Below are 13,361 nucleotides of genomic sequence, written 5' to 3'. Positions count from 1 at the left end.
GTGCCTTGAATTCTTTCCTTGACGATTATTATGTGCAGACATAATAAAGGGCCATCGGCTCACATCAGGGGAAGACCGCGCATGCTGCTACGGAACGCGACCATTGCCACGATGACCGGCGAAGGGGCTTATGGCCTCATCGAGAACGGCGCGATCTCTTACGACGACGGAAAGGTCCGCTGGGTCGGGCCGGAGGCCGATCTGCCATCGGACCTGTCCGAACGGGGTGAGGACATGGAGGGCCGTTTGGTCACCCCCGCCCTGATAGATTGTCACACCCATATCGTCTTCGGCGGCAACCGCGCCGGGGAGTTCGAGATGCGCCTGAACGGGGCCAGCTACGAAGAGGTGGCGCGCGCCGGCGGCGGGATCGTCTCGACCGTCACCGCCACTCGCGACACGCCCGAGAACGATTTGCTGACCGATGCCCTGACCCGCGCCGATGCGCTGATTGCCGAGGGTGTCTCGGTCATCGAGATCAAGTCGGGCTACGGGCTCGACATCGACACCGAGATCAAGATGCTGCGCGTCGCCCGCCGGGTCGCCGCCTCGCGCGATGTGCGGGTGAAAACCTCCTTCCTCGGCGCCCATGCCGTACCGACCGAGTACAAGGGCCGCAACGCCGACTACATCTCCGAGGTCTGCCTGCCCGCTCTTGAGCAGGCCGCCGAGGAGGGGCTGGCCGACGCCGTAGACGGTTTCTGCGAGGGTATCGCCTTCTCCGTCGAAGAGATCGAACCGGTCTTTGCCAGGGCGAAAGAGCTCGGCCTGCCCGTCAAGCTACACGCCGAACAGCTCAGCAATATTGGCGGCACCAAGCTGGCCGCCAAGTACGGCGCACTGTCCGCCGATCACGTGGAATATGCCGACGAAAGCGACGCCAAGGCGCTGGCCGGGTCGGGCAGCGTGGCCGTCCTCTTGCCCGGCGCGTTCTACACCCTGCACGAGAAACAGGTGCCGCCCGTCGATGCCTTCCGCAAGCATGGCGTGCCGATGGCGCTGGCGACCGATTGCAACCCCGGCTCCTCTCCGCTGGCCTCGCTGCTGCTGACGATGAACATGGGTTGCACCCTGTTCCGCATGACACCCGAGGAGGCGCTGGCCGGCGTCACCCGCCACGCGGCACAGGCGCTCGGCCTCGACGACACCGGCGTGATCGCGCCGGGCAAACGCGCCGACCTTGCCGTGTGGAACGTGGCCCAACCGGCCGAGCTGGCCTACCGCATCGGTTTCAACCCGCTGAACCGGCGGATCTTCGGAGGCGAAGGATGAGCGAGGTTCTGACACCCGGCACGGTTACCCTGCCCACGCTCGAGGCGATCTGGCGCGAGGGGCGGGCGGCCATGCTCGACCGCTCGGCAAAACCCGCGGTCGAAGCGGCCGCCGACCTCGTGCGCCGCGCTGCCGAAGGGCAGGAGGCCGTCTACGGCGTGAACACCGGCTTCGGCAAGCTGGCCAGCGTCAAGATCCCGTCCGAGCAGACCGAGGCGCTGCAACGCAACCTGATCCTCAGCCATTGCTGCGGCGTGGGCGAGGCGCTGGACGAGTCCGCGACCCGGCTGATGATGGTGCTCAAGCTGATGTCGCTCGGGCGCGGGGCATCGGGCGTGAAATGGCAGACCATCGAACTGATCGAGGGGATGCTGGCGAAAGGCGTCACCCCGGTCGTGCCCGATCAGGGGTCCGTCGGGGCGTCGGGCGACCTTGCGCCGCTGGCCCACATGGCCGCCGTGATGCTTGGCGAGGGCGAGGCGACGTTCGACGGTCAGCGACTGCCCGGCGGCGAGGCGCTGAACAGGGCCGGCCTCGCCGCCATCGTTCTCGGCCCCAAGGAAGGGCTCGCGCTGATCAACGGCACGCAATTCTCCACGGCGCTCGCCCTGATCGGCCTCTGGCAGGCGTGGCGCAATGCCGAAGGCTGCATCGTCACCGCCTCGCTCTCGACCGACGCCATCATGGGCTCCACCGCCCCACTGGTCGACGCCATCCACACGCTGCGCGGCCACAAGGGCCAGATCATGGTCGCCCGCGCCCAACGCGACCTCATGGAAGGCAGCGAGATCCGCGAAAGCCACCGGGAGGGCGACAGCCGCGTGCAGGACCCGTATTGCATCCGCTGCCAGGCCCAGGTGAGCGGCGCCGCGATCGACCTGCTCCGCCGCGCGGGCGAGGTGCTGGAGATCGAGGCCAATGCTGTCACCGACAACCCGCTGGTGCTGGTCGAAGAAGAGCGCATCGTCTCCGGCGGCAACTTCCATGCCGAGCCGGTGGGCTTCGCCGCCGACCAGATCGCCATGGCCATCGCCGAGCTGGGCGCCATCGCCCAGCGGCGCGTGGCGCTGATGGTGGATCCGACCCTCAGCTTCGACCTGCCGCCATTCCTGACGCCGGAACCGGGGTTGAACTCCGGCCTTATGATCGCCGAGGTGACGACCGCCGCGCTGATGAGCGAGAACAAGCACCTCGCCAACCCCTGCACGACCGACAGTACGCCGACCTCCGCCAACCAGGAGGATCACGTGAGCATGGCGGCCCACGCGGCCCGGCGGCTGTTGCGGATGAACGCCAACCTGAGCAACATCCTCGGGGTCGAGGCCATCTGTGCCGCGCAAGGCATCGACTTCCGGGCGCCGCTCAAGACCAGCGAACCCCTCCAACGCGCCATGGCCCGCCTGCGCGAGGCCGTGCCCGCGCTAAAGGAAGACCGCTACCTTGCGCCCGACCTGACCGCCGCGGCGCAGTTGATCCGCGACGGCGCGCTGGTCAGCGCCTCGGGGCTGGCACTGGACATGGGAGACGCATGATGGACCCTGTCGAGGTCATCCGGGGCGACGGCCCCGTCGTTCTGGGCATGCCCCATACCGGCACCTACGTTCCCGCCGATATCAAGCGCAACCTGAACGAGCGCGGGCGCGGGTTGTCGGATACCGACTGGCATATTCACGATCTCTACGACGGGCTGCTGGCCGGTGCCACCGTGGTGCGTGCCACCTTCCACCGCTACGTGATCGACGCCAACCGCGACCCCTCGGGCGCCTCGCTCTACCCGGGGCAGAACACCACGGGCCTCGTCCCGCTCACGGATTTCGACGGGCAGGACATCTGGGACACCCCGCCGACCGAGGCCGACATCGCCGCCCGCAAGCACGCCTTCCACGCGCCGTATCATGCGGCTTTGGAAGCGGAATTGCAGCGCGTGCAAGCGGCGCACGGCGTGGCGGTGCTCTACGACTGCCATTCCATACGCTCTCGTATCCCGTTCCTGTTCGAGGGCACCTTGCCGGATTTCAACGTCGGCACCAACAACGGCACCACCTGTGATGCCAAGATCGCCGAGGCGGTGGCCGAGGATTGCGAAACCGCCGACGGCTTTACCTCTGTCACCAACGGCCGTTTCAAGGGCGGATGGACGACCCGGCACCATGGACGGCCGGACACCGGCCGCCACGCCATCCAGATGGAACTGGCCCAATCCACCTACATGGAGGAGGCGCCGCCATGGTCCTATCGCCCCGATCGGGCCGCGCGCATTCGCCCGCACCTGAAAACCATACTAACCCGTATTGACCGGCTTGCCCGCGAAGGAGAGCTTGCATGACCAATCCCCGCCACAACACCCGTGACATCTATCCCGACACAGGCACCGAGATCAGCGCCAAGAGCTGGGTGACCGAGGCGCCGATGCGGATGCTGATGAACAACCTGCACCCCGACGTGGCCGAGAACCCGCATGAGCTGGTGGTCTATGGTGGCATCGGCCGCGCCGCCCGCACGTGGGAGGATTTCGATCGCATCGTCGGCACGCTCAAGGGCCTCGAGGAAGACGAGACGCTGCTGGTGCAGTCGGGTAAGCCGGTGGGCGTGTTCAAGACCCATTCGGATGCGCCGCGCGTGCTGATTGCCAACTCGAACCTCGTGCCGCATTGGGCCAACTGGGACCATTTCAGCGAGCTCGATAAGAAAGGCCTGATGATGTACGGCCAGATGACGGCCGGGTCGTGGATCTACATCGGCACGCAGGGCATCGTGCAGGGCACCTACGAGACCTTCGCCGAGGCGGGCCGGCAGCATTACGACGGCGACCTGAAGGGCCGCTGGATTCTGACCGGCGGGCTTGGCGGCATGGGCGGGGCCCAGCCGCTGGCGGCGGTCTTCGCCGGGGCGTGCTGTCTCGCCGTGGAATGCGACGAGACCCGCGCCGAGTTCCGCAAGCGGACCCGCTATGTCGACGAGATCACCCATTCGCTGGATGAGGCGCTCGAAATGATCGACCGCTGGACCAAGGCGGGCGAGGCCAAGTCGGTCGCGCTGATCGGTAACGCGGCGGATGTATTCCCCGAGCTGGTGAAGCGCGGCGTGAAACCTGATATCGTCACCGACCAGACCAGCGCGCATGACCCGGTGCATGGCTACCTGCCGCAGGGCTGGACCGTGGGCGAATGGCGCGCCAGGCAGGAGAGCGACCCCAAGGCGGTGGAAAAGGCCGCCCGCGCCTCGATGAAGGTGCATGTGCAGGCGATGGTCGATTTCTGGAACATGGGCGTACCGACGCTCGACTACGGCAACAACATCCGTCAGGTCGCGCTGGAGGAGGGGCTGGAAGATGCATTCGCCTTCCCCGGCTTCGTGCCCGCCTATATCCGCCCGCTCTTCTGCAAGGGCATCGGGCCGTTCCGCTGGTGCGCCCTGTCGGGCGACCCGGAAGATATCTACAAGACCGACGCCAAGATGAAGGATCTGTTCCCCGAGCATGCCGACCTGCACCGCTGGCTCGACATGGCGCAGGAGCGGATCGCCTTCCAGGGCCTGCCCGCGCGGATCTGCTGGATCGGGCTGGGAGAGCGGCACAAGGCCGGGCTGGCCTTCAACGAGATGGTGCGCAATGGCGAGCTGAAGGCGCCCGTGGTGATCGGCCGCGACCACCTCGACAGCGGCTCGGTCGCGTCGCCCAACCGGGAAACCGAGGCGATGAAGGACGGCTCCGATGCGGTCAGCGACTGGCCTTTGCTCAACGCCCTTCTCAACACCGCAAGCGGCGCGACCTGGGTCAGCCTGCATCACGGTGGCGGCGTCGGCATGGGGTTCTCGCAGCATTCCGGCATGGTGATCTGCTGTGACGGCACGGAGGATGCCGATCGGCGGCTCGAACGCGTGTTGTGGAACGACCCGGCGACGGGCGTGATGCGCCATGCCGATGCGGGATATGACATCGCCATCGACTGCGCGCGCGAGCACGGGCTGACGTTGCCTGGCATCTTGAAGTGATCCCCGCCGCGGGGCAGGATACGCCGTAGCGTACCCTGTGGAGGCGGCATGAGCCTTGAGCGGTTCACCGAAGCACAAGAGCGGGTCTGGCCCGCACCGCTGGAGGAAATCCGGCGGGGGCGGAAGGACAGCCACTGGATGTGGTTCGTCTTTCCGCAACTGAAGGGGCTGGGCCGCTCGGCCACGGCGCTGCGCTACGGCATCGCCGACCGGGCCGAGGCGGAGGCCTATCTCGCCCACCCCGTCCTTGGGCCGCGGCTGGTCGAGATTTCCCGTGCCATGCTCACCCACGACGACATCGCGGCCGAGACCATCCTGGGCCCGGTCGACGCGCTGAAACTGCGCTCCTGCGCCACCCTCTTCGAGGCGGCAGGGGGCGGTGCGGTGTTCGCGCGTATCCTCGACTCGTTCTACGACGGGAAACGCTGCCACAGCACGCTGGACCTGCTCGACTGATCCGGCGACGGCGCAGAGCTCGGCATCAAAAACCTAATATATCACTACAATTCAACATTTTATGGCTCACCAAAGAAAAGTGAACCAGATAGTTCAGTTATTGCTTGAAAATCTAAACCGCTCTGTTTAGATATCCGAAAGTGAACGAAACAGTTCAGTTAGGAGAAACCCATGAAACCCGCTCTCGCACTCCTCGCATTGTCCCTCCTGCCGCTCGCTGCGCCCGTTCAGGCGCAAAGCGTCGATGTCGGCAGCCTGTTCCCCACACTGACCTACCCAACCCCCGCGCCCGAACCTGCCACCCGCACGGTGACGGAGCTGAACCGATAGCCCGGTCGCACGGTGCCGCGAGGGGCGGATGCCCTCGCGGCACATGCGGATTTGCTTGCGGGACCGGTGACCCCCCGGCTAGGGTGGACGGGCGACTTCGCGGAGGATGCGCATGACGGCGATGGCCGCAGAAATCAAGAAAGGCCGGAAATTCGACCAGGTGCTCGACGGGGCGCGGGAAATCTTCCTGCGCGACGGCTTCGAGGGCGCCAGTGTCGACGAGATCGCCCGTGCCGCCGGGGTCTCGAAGGCCACGCTTTACAGCTATTTCCCCGACAAGCGTCTGCTGTTCTCCGAAGTCGCAAGGATCGAGTGCAACCGCCAGGCCGAGGAGGCGCTCGACGTCATCGGCATGGGCGCACCGATCGAGGTGGTGCTCCACGAGGCCGCAAACCGGATCGTCCGGTTCTTCCTGTCCGATTTCGGCCGGCAGGTGTTTCGCATCTGCGTATCGGAATCCTTCCGCTTTCCCGAGTTGGGGCGGCGGTTCTATGAATCCGGGCCCAAGCTGGTGCGTGAGCGGATGACGAAGGTGCTGACGCCCTATGTCGAACGCGGCGTGCTCAAGATCGATGACATGGACCTTGCCGCCAACCAGTTCGGCGAACTGTGCAAGGCGGATCTCTTCGTGCGCAACCTGTGCGGGGTGTGCAACGACTTCAACGAACAGGATGTCGAGCGCGTGGTCAACGGCGCGGTCGAGATGTTCCTCGCCCGCTACCGCGCCTGAGGGGGGGCGGGCGTCAGCCGCCCGCCTCGACGATGGCCTTGGCCAGGATCGGCACCGTGGTCTTGTTCAGCCCGGCGATGTTGATCCGCGAGTCGCCCACCATGTAGATGCCGTGATCCTTGCGCAGGGTCTCGACGATCTCGGGCGACAGCCCGAGGCGCGAGAACATGCCGCGGTGCTGGGCGATGAAGCCGTATCGGTCGGACCCGGTAAGGCGCTGCATCTCGCCGGCAAGCTGTTCGCGCAGACCCAGCATGCCTTCACGCACCTCTTCTAGCTCGGCTTTCCAGTCGGCACGCAGGTCGTCGTCGTTGAGAACGATCGACACGAGCCGGGCGCCGTGGTCGGGCGGGAAGGAGTAGTTCTGGCGGTTCAGATAGGCGAGGTTGCCCTGAGCCGCTTTCTGCTTCGAGGCATCCTGAGAGACCGCCATCAGCAGTCCCGTGCGCTCGCGGTAGATGCCGAAATTCTTCGAACAGCTTGCGGCGATCAGGGTTTCCGGGCAGGACGACGCGACCTCGCGCGTGGCCAGCGCGTCGACGTCGAGACCGTCGCCGAAGCCCTGGTAGGCGATGTCGATCATCGGCAGGGCGCCCTTGGCGTTCATCAGCTCGATCACCGCCTTAAACTCGGTCAGGTTCAGGTTGGCGCCGGTGGGGTTGTGGCAGCAGCCGTGGAGGAGGACGACATCGCCCGCTTCGACCTTCTCGAGGCCTTCCATCATGCCGGCGAAATCAACGGCGCAGGTGGCCTCGTCGAAATAGCGGTAGGGGACGGCCTCGATCCCGAGATGTTTCAATATGCTCAGGTGGTTGGGCCAGGTCGGGTCGGAGACGTGGACACGCACGTTCGGGTTGACCATCTTCACCAGCTCGAAGGCCTGGCGCACGGCGCCGGTGCCGCCCGGGGTGGCCACGGCAGCGACGCTTTCGCGCGGCACGGCATCGCCCAGGACCAGGCCGATCATCGCGTCGGAAAAGGCCGGGTCGCCGGCGAGACCGGTATAGGCCTTGGTCGTCTCCTCGCCCCACCATTTCTGCTCGGCGGCCTTGATGGCGCGCATGATGGGCGTGACGCCTTCGGCGTTCTTGTAGACGCCGACGCCGAGGTCGATCTTCTGCTCGCGGGGGTCCTCGCGATACATCTGCATCAGCATGAGGATCTTGTCGGCGGGCTGTTCTTTCAGCGCTTCGAACATCTGGTCAGTCTCCGGTCGCGACGGGTACGGTGCCGAAGGCGCCCCATTCGGCCCAGGACCCGTCGTAAAGCGCGTGGTCGGTCTTGCCGATGCGTTCCAGCGCGAGGTTGATGATGGCGGCGGTGACGCCAGAGCCGCAGGTGGTGATGACGGGGCGGGACAGGTCGACGCCGGCTTTTTCCAGCACGGCGCGCAGGCCGTCGGCGTCTTTCATCGTGCCGTCATCGTTCATAAGCTCCCGATAATGCACGTTTTTCGAGCCGGGTACGTGGCCGCTGCGCAGGCCCTCGCGGGGCTCGGGTTCCTCGCCCCGGAAGCGGCCGGGGGAGCGGGCATCGAGGATCTCGTAATCGCCCAGCTTGGAGGCGGAGGAGACCTGCGTCACGTCCTTGACCATGTGGGCCTGGCGGCGGACGGTCATGTGACGGTCGCGGATGATGGGCTCCATATCCTCGGTCTCGCGGCCCTCGGCGACCCACTTGGGCAGGCCCCCGTCGAGCACCGCGATATCCGACTGTCCCATCAGCCGGAACAGCCACCAGACGCGCGCCGCCGAGAACAGGCCATGGGTGTCGTAGACCACCACCTGGTGCCCGTCGCCGACGCCCATGGCGCGCAGGCGGGACATGAATTTTTCAACGGGCGGGGCCATGTGGGGCAGGTCGGAGCGGTTGTCGGAAATCTCGTCGATATCGAAGAAACGCGCGCCGGGAATGTGGGTTTCGGCATACTCGGCGCGGGCGTCGCGGCCGGTGCCGGGCAGGAACATCGTGCCGTCGAGAATGCGCAGGTCGGGGTCCTTCATGTGGGCCGCGAGCCAGTCGGTGGAAACAAGGGTTTTCGGATCGTCCTGTGCCATGTCGCCCCTCGGGTTGGTTGCCTTCGTGAGTACAACCATGGGCCCCGAAGGGCAAGGTCGGGCGGTGCGCGGGGCGCTGTCGACAGCGTTCTGGGGCGAATCAGGGTTAACGCGTTGATTTCAAGGAAAACACCGTGTCGGTATCACGTCGGTATCGCGTCGGTATCGCGTCGGTGTTTTTTGCCGAAAACCGGCGCCGGCGGCCGGGTTAAGGCACCGGGCGGTGGATCGGAGGGCCTGCAACGGCCGGATCACCGCGCCGGAGGCCGGCCCGGCCGGGCCGGTGCGAATTGATTTGCAAATTCCGGCAATGCCTTCCATCCTTTCGGGAGGGGAGGCGTGTTTGCCGCCCCGGTTCCCGGCGCTGTGCATCCTGATCCCGTTACGCGCGCTGCGCCGAGAGGGAGGAGTCGATATGTGCCAGATATTCGCCGGGCAGGACCCGGAACGTTACCAGCTCGAAACCCGCCGCATGCGGCTGAATGGCCAGAGCACCAGCATCAGGCTGGAGCATTCCTTCTGGGCGATTCTCGACGAGATCGCCGAGGGAGAGGGGCTGACGACGCCGGGCTTCGTGTCGAAGCTGCATGGCGAGGTGCTGGAGCTGCACGGGGAATCGAAGAATTTCACCGCGCTGCTGCGCTGTACCTGCCTTGTCTATCGCGAGATGCCGCCCAAGGCCGAGGGGGCGCGGATCGCCGCGGAATGAGCGCGGCGGCGGTGTAGTAACCCCTTACTACCCGGCCGCGATCGCGGCCTGATACCCTGTTCCGGACAAGACACAAGTTCGGAGGACAGGCATGGCGAAGGCCATTCACAGCATGATCCGGGTGCTCGACGAGGCACGCTCGGTTGATTTCTACCGGCGGGCCTTCGGGCTCGAGGTCGCGGATCGGCTGGATTTCGAGAAATTCACCCTCGTTTACATGAGCAACGGGGAAAGCCCGTTCGAGGTGGAGCTGACGGTCAACAAGGGCCGGACGGAGCCCTATGACCTTGGCGACGGATACGGGCATCTGGCCGTGCTGGTGGAGGACCTCGCGGCCGAGCATGCCCGGTTCGAGGCGGAAGGTCTCAACCCCCGGAAGATGGTGGAGTTCGCGCCGGATGGCGAGGTGGTGGCGAAGTTCTTCTTCGTGGCCGACCCGGACGGCTACGAGATCGAGGTTCTGCAGAGAGGCGGGCGGTTCAAGTAATTCAAGAGAAGACGTCGACGTAGGGAGGAGACGACAATGAAAGACAACAGCCAGCAACGCGGATTGACGCGGCGCGAGCTTCTGTCGCGCAGCATGGCCGCGGGCGCGAGCTTCGTGGTGGGCGGGGGCTATGTGGCCAGCGCCGACGCGGCATGGGCGATGGAAACCGCCGCCCTGAAGCCGGAGACGATGGCGACGCTGATCCAGATGGCGCGCGATATCTATCCGCATGACCACGTGGGCGACGAATACTACGCCATCGCGGTCAAGGCCTATGACAGCGAGGAGGCCGCGCCGGCCATCGAGGCCGGGATCGCCGGGCTGAACGCCGCGGCGCAGGGCAAGGGCTTTGCCGATTACCTGTCGGTCGGGTGGGAGCGTGACCGGGTCGATATCCTGCGCGGGATCGAGGACAGCGCCTTTTTCCAGACGGTGCGGGGCGGTTTGGTGACCGGTCTCTATAACCAGAAGGCGGTGTGGCCGCTCTTCGGGTACGAGGGCGAGTCCTATTCCGAGGGCGGGTACCTGTACCGCGGCTTCGACGACATTACCTGGCTTTGAGCCATAGCATACGGAGGAGGAAAGACTATGGCTGCACCTTTTGACAAGACGGACAGCAACGTGGTGGTCGTGATCGGCACCGGCGCGGGCGGCGGGGTTCTGGCGAACGAGCTGGCCCAGCGCGGCGTGCCTGTCGTGGCGCTGGAGGCGGGCGGGCGCTACCTGCCCGAGGATTACGTCAACGACGAGTGGGAGAGCTTTGGCCAGCTCGCCTGGACCGATCCGCGGACGACCAGCGGCGACTGGCGGGTGGCGAAGGATTTCTCGGGCCTGCCAGCGTGGATCGTGAAGGCCGTGGGCGGCACGACGACCCACTGGGCCGGCGCCTCGCTTCGCTTCCAGGAGCACGAATGGAAGGCGAAGACCAATTACGGCGAGGTGCAGGGCGCGAACCTGCTCGACTGGCCGATCGACGGCGAGGAAATGGCGCCGTGGTACGAGAAGGCCGAGGCCAAGCTTGGCGTCACCCGCACCGGGGGCCGCGAGGGCCTGCCGGGGAACAACAACTTCAAGGTGTTCGAGGCCGGGGCGAAGGCGCTGGGCTACTCGGAGGTGCATACCGGGCGGATGGCGATCAACAGCGCCGAGTATGACGGCCGGATGGCGTGTCAGCAGACCGGTTTCTGTTTCCAGGGCTGCAAGTGGGGCGCCAAGTGGTCGGCGGCCTACACGGACATTCCGCGCGGCGAGGCGACGGGCAACCTGGAGGTGCGCGAGAAGGCGCATGTGCTGCGGATCGAGCATGGCAAGGATGGCCGGGTGAACGGCGTGGTCTATGCCGATGCGGAAGGGAACGAGCACAAGCAGGCGGCGCGGGCGGTCTGCCTGGCCGGCAACTCGTTCGAGAGCCCGCGGGTGCTGCTGAATTCGGCGAGCGCGATGTATCCCGACGGGCTGGCCAACAGTTCCGGGCAGGTGGGGCGCAACTACATGCGGCACATGACCGGGTCGGTCTATGCCACCTTCGAGGAGCCCGTCAGGATGTGGCGCGGGACGACCATGGCCGGGATCATCCAGGACGAGGCGAAGCACGACCCGAGCCGCGGTTTCGTGGGCGGTTACGAGCTTGAGACGCTGGCGCTGGGCCTGCCGTTCATGGCGGCGTTCCTCGACCCCGGCGGGTGGGGGCGCGAATTCACCACGGCGCTGGATTCCTACGAGAACATGGCCGGCATGTGGATCGTGGGCGAGGACATGCCGCAGGAGACGAACCGCGTGACGCTGAACCATGACGTGACGGACCAGTTCGGAATGCCGGTGGCGAACGTGCATTTCGACGACCACCCGAACGACGTGGCGATGCGCAACCATGCGTATGCACGCGGCAAGGCGGTTTACGAGGCGGTGGGCGCGACGCGCACTTTCCCGACGCCGCCCTATCCCTCGACCCACAACCTTGGCACCAACCGGATGTCGGAGAACCCGAGGGACGGGGTGGTGAACAAGTGGGGCCGCACGCATGACATCGACAACCTGTTCATCTCGGACGGGTCGCAGTTCACGACCGGCGCGGCGGAGAACCCGACGCTGACCATCGTGGCGCTGGCGATCCGGCAGGCCGATCACATCGCGGGCGAGCTGTCGCGCGGGAACATGTGAGAGAGCGACTGGCGCCCCCGGAGTTCGCTTCGGGGCGTTTCTCCCGGCCCGGCGTCTGCCCTATTGCAGGCGCCGGGTTTTTTGGCGTTGGCGCCCGTGTTGCACTGGCTGCTGCAAGTCGTGATTTGACAAGTTGGTGAGCGTGCCTTTGCATTTGTCCCCAATGGCGCCATCTGATGCGTCAAGGCAGATTGTGAAAGGGGAACCGCCGGATGGGATACGAGAGGTCGAAGGAAGCGATCGAGAAGCTGACGCCGGAGCAGTACCGGATCACCCAGAGGGCCGGGACGGAACGGCCGTTCACCGGCGAGTACAACGACAACAAGCAGCCGGGGATCTACGTGGATATCGTCTCGGGCGAGCCGCTGTTCGCCTCGTCTGACAAGTTCGAGTCGGGCTGCGGGTGGCCGAGCTTCACCAAGCCGATCGTACCCGCCTACGTGACCGAGCATCGGGACGAGAGCCTTGGCATGGTGCGCACCGAGGTGCGGTCGAAACATGGCGACAGCCATTTGGGCCACGTCTTCAACGACGGGCCGCGCGACCGGGGCGGGCTGCGCTATTGCATCAATTCCGCCGCCCTGCGGTTCATCCATCGCGACGAGATGGAGGCCGAGGGCTATGGCGATTACCTGAACCAAGTGGAGGACGTATAGATGTCTGATCAACGTGCCGTTCTGGCAGGTGGCTGTTTCTGGGGTATGCAGGACCTGATCCGCAAGCTTCCGGGCGTGAAGAGCACCCGCGTGGGATATACCGGGGGTGACGTGCCCAATGCCACCTATCGCAACCATGGCACCCATGCCGAGGGGATCGAGATCATCTACGATCCCGAGACGATCACCTATCGGGAACTGCTGGAGTTCTTCTTCCAGATCCACGACCCGACCACCCTGAACCGGCAGGGCAATGACGTGGGCATGTCGTATCGCTCGGCGATCTACTATGTCGACGCGATGCAGCAGCAGGTGGCGCTTGACACCATCGCCGATGTCGAGGCGAGTGGCATCTGGCCCGGCAAGGTGGTGACCGAGGTCGAGCCGGTGGGCGACTTCTGGGAAGCCGAGCCCGAGCACCAGGATTACCTTGAGCGGATTCCCAACGGCTATACCTGCCATTTCCCGCGCCCCGACTGGGTGCTGCCGCGGCGCGCCGCGGCGGAGTAGG

The 13,361-nt window shown here is 65.7% G+C and carries 15 protein-coding genes; 13 read left to right on the top strand and 2 right to left on the bottom strand.

From position 1 onward, the window contains the following. The first annotated feature begins 81 nt into the window (after nucleotides 1-81). From hutI to QUV18_RS02305, 7 genes are all read left to right on the top strand, one after another. On the top strand, nucleotides 82-1,272 hold the full coding sequence (gene hutI, locus QUV18_RS02335; RefSeq protein ID WP_300891712.1) for an imidazolonepropionase: 1,191 nt from the start codon (nucleotides 82-84) through the stop codon (nucleotides 1,270-1,272). Further along, on the top strand, nucleotides 1,269-2,804 hold the full coding sequence (hutH, locus tag QUV18_RS02330; protein WP_300891711.1) for a histidine ammonia-lyase: 1,536 nt from the start codon (nucleotides 1,269-1,271) through the stop codon (nucleotides 2,802-2,804). The genes hutI and hutH overlap by 4 nt, the downstream gene beginning before the upstream one ends. Continuing rightward, nucleotides 2,804-3,598 carry an N-formylglutamate deformylase gene (gene hutG / locus QUV18_RS02325; protein ID WP_300892039.1) on the top strand — a complete coding sequence of 265 codons (795 nt, stop codon included), beginning with the start codon at nucleotides 2,804-2,806 and terminating at the stop codon, nucleotides 3,596-3,598. The genes hutH and hutG overlap by 1 nt, the downstream gene beginning before the upstream one ends. Beyond that, nucleotides 3,595-5,265 carry a urocanate hydratase gene (gene hutU, locus QUV18_RS02320; RefSeq protein ID WP_300891710.1) on the top strand — a complete coding sequence of 557 codons (1,671 nt, stop codon included), beginning with the start codon at nucleotides 3,595-3,597 and terminating at the stop codon, nucleotides 5,263-5,265. The genes hutG and hutU overlap by 4 nt, the downstream gene beginning before the upstream one ends. 48 nt (nucleotides 5,266-5,313) lie before the next feature. After that, nucleotides 5,314-5,721, top strand: coding sequence for a DUF1810 domain-containing protein (locus QUV18_RS02315; protein ID WP_300891709.1), 408 nt, complete (start codon nucleotides 5,314-5,316; stop codon nucleotides 5,719-5,721). 171 nt (nucleotides 5,722-5,892) lie between these two features. Further along, nucleotides 5,893-6,051, top strand: coding sequence for a hypothetical protein (locus tag QUV18_RS02310; RefSeq protein WP_300891708.1), 159 nt, complete (start codon nucleotides 5,893-5,895; stop codon nucleotides 6,049-6,051). A 112-nt stretch (nucleotides 6,052-6,163) separates the two neighbouring features. Then, a complete protein-coding gene (locus QUV18_RS02305; RefSeq protein WP_300891707.1) occupies nucleotides 6,164-6,781 on the top strand; it encodes a TetR/AcrR family transcriptional regulator in 618 nt (205 codons plus the stop codon). A 13-nt stretch (nucleotides 6,782-6,794) separates the two neighbouring features. Here the strand turns inward: QUV18_RS02305 and QUV18_RS02300 are convergent, their stop codons facing one another. Both QUV18_RS02300 and sseA read right to left on the bottom strand, forming a co-directional pair. Further along, complete coding sequence (locus tag QUV18_RS02300; protein ID WP_300891706.1) at nucleotides 6,795-7,979, bottom strand: amino acid aminotransferase; 1,185 nt, start codon at nucleotides 7,977-7,979, stop codon at nucleotides 6,795-6,797. Between the two features lie 4 nt (nucleotides 7,980-7,983). Beyond that, nucleotides 7,984-8,838 carry a 3-mercaptopyruvate sulfurtransferase gene (gene sseA / locus QUV18_RS02295; protein ID WP_300892038.1) on the bottom strand — a complete coding sequence of 285 codons (855 nt, stop codon included), beginning with the start codon at nucleotides 8,836-8,838 and terminating at the stop codon, nucleotides 7,984-7,986. Nucleotides 8,839-9,253: 415 nt separating this feature from the next. On the opposite strand from sseA, the gene QUV18_RS02290 reads away from it, so the two are divergent. The 6 genes from QUV18_RS02290 (at nucleotide 9,254) to msrA (ending at nucleotide 13,360) form a co-directional block, all read left to right on the top strand. Beyond that, a complete protein-coding gene (locus QUV18_RS02290; protein WP_300891705.1) occupies nucleotides 9,254-9,547 on the top strand; it encodes a ribbon-helix-helix domain-containing protein in 294 nt (97 codons plus the stop codon). 91 nt (nucleotides 9,548-9,638) lie between these two features. Then, on the top strand, nucleotides 9,639-10,034 hold the full coding sequence (locus QUV18_RS02285; protein ID WP_300891704.1) for a VOC family protein: 396 nt from the start codon (nucleotides 9,639-9,641) through the stop codon (nucleotides 10,032-10,034). 36 nt (nucleotides 10,035-10,070) lie between these two features. Continuing rightward, entirely contained in the window at nucleotides 10,071-10,595 is a 525-nt protein-coding gene (locus QUV18_RS02280; protein WP_300891702.1) for a Twin-arginine translocation pathway signal, read from the top strand. Between the two features lie 27 nt (nucleotides 10,596-10,622). After that, entirely contained in the window at nucleotides 10,623-12,194 is a 1,572-nt protein-coding gene (locus QUV18_RS02275) for a GMC family oxidoreductase (protein WP_300891700.1), read from the top strand. Nucleotides 12,195-12,406: 212 nt separating this feature from the next. After that, entirely contained in the window at nucleotides 12,407-12,850 is a 444-nt protein-coding gene (gene msrB, locus QUV18_RS02270) for a peptide-methionine (R)-S-oxide reductase MsrB (protein WP_300891698.1), read from the top strand. After that, on the top strand, nucleotides 12,851-13,360 hold the full coding sequence (msrA, locus tag QUV18_RS02265; protein ID WP_300891696.1) for a peptide-methionine (S)-S-oxide reductase MsrA: 510 nt from the start codon (nucleotides 12,851-12,853) through the stop codon (nucleotides 13,358-13,360). Nucleotide 13,361: the final 1 nt, after the last annotated feature.

Origin of the sequence: Roseovarius sp., from assembly GCF_030373445.1 — a bacterium.
Lineage (GTDB): Bacteria > Pseudomonadota > Alphaproteobacteria > Rhodobacterales > Rhodobacteraceae > Roseovarius.
Note: the sequence above shows the minus strand (reverse complement) of the source record. Positions and strands in the feature narration are given on the sequence as shown.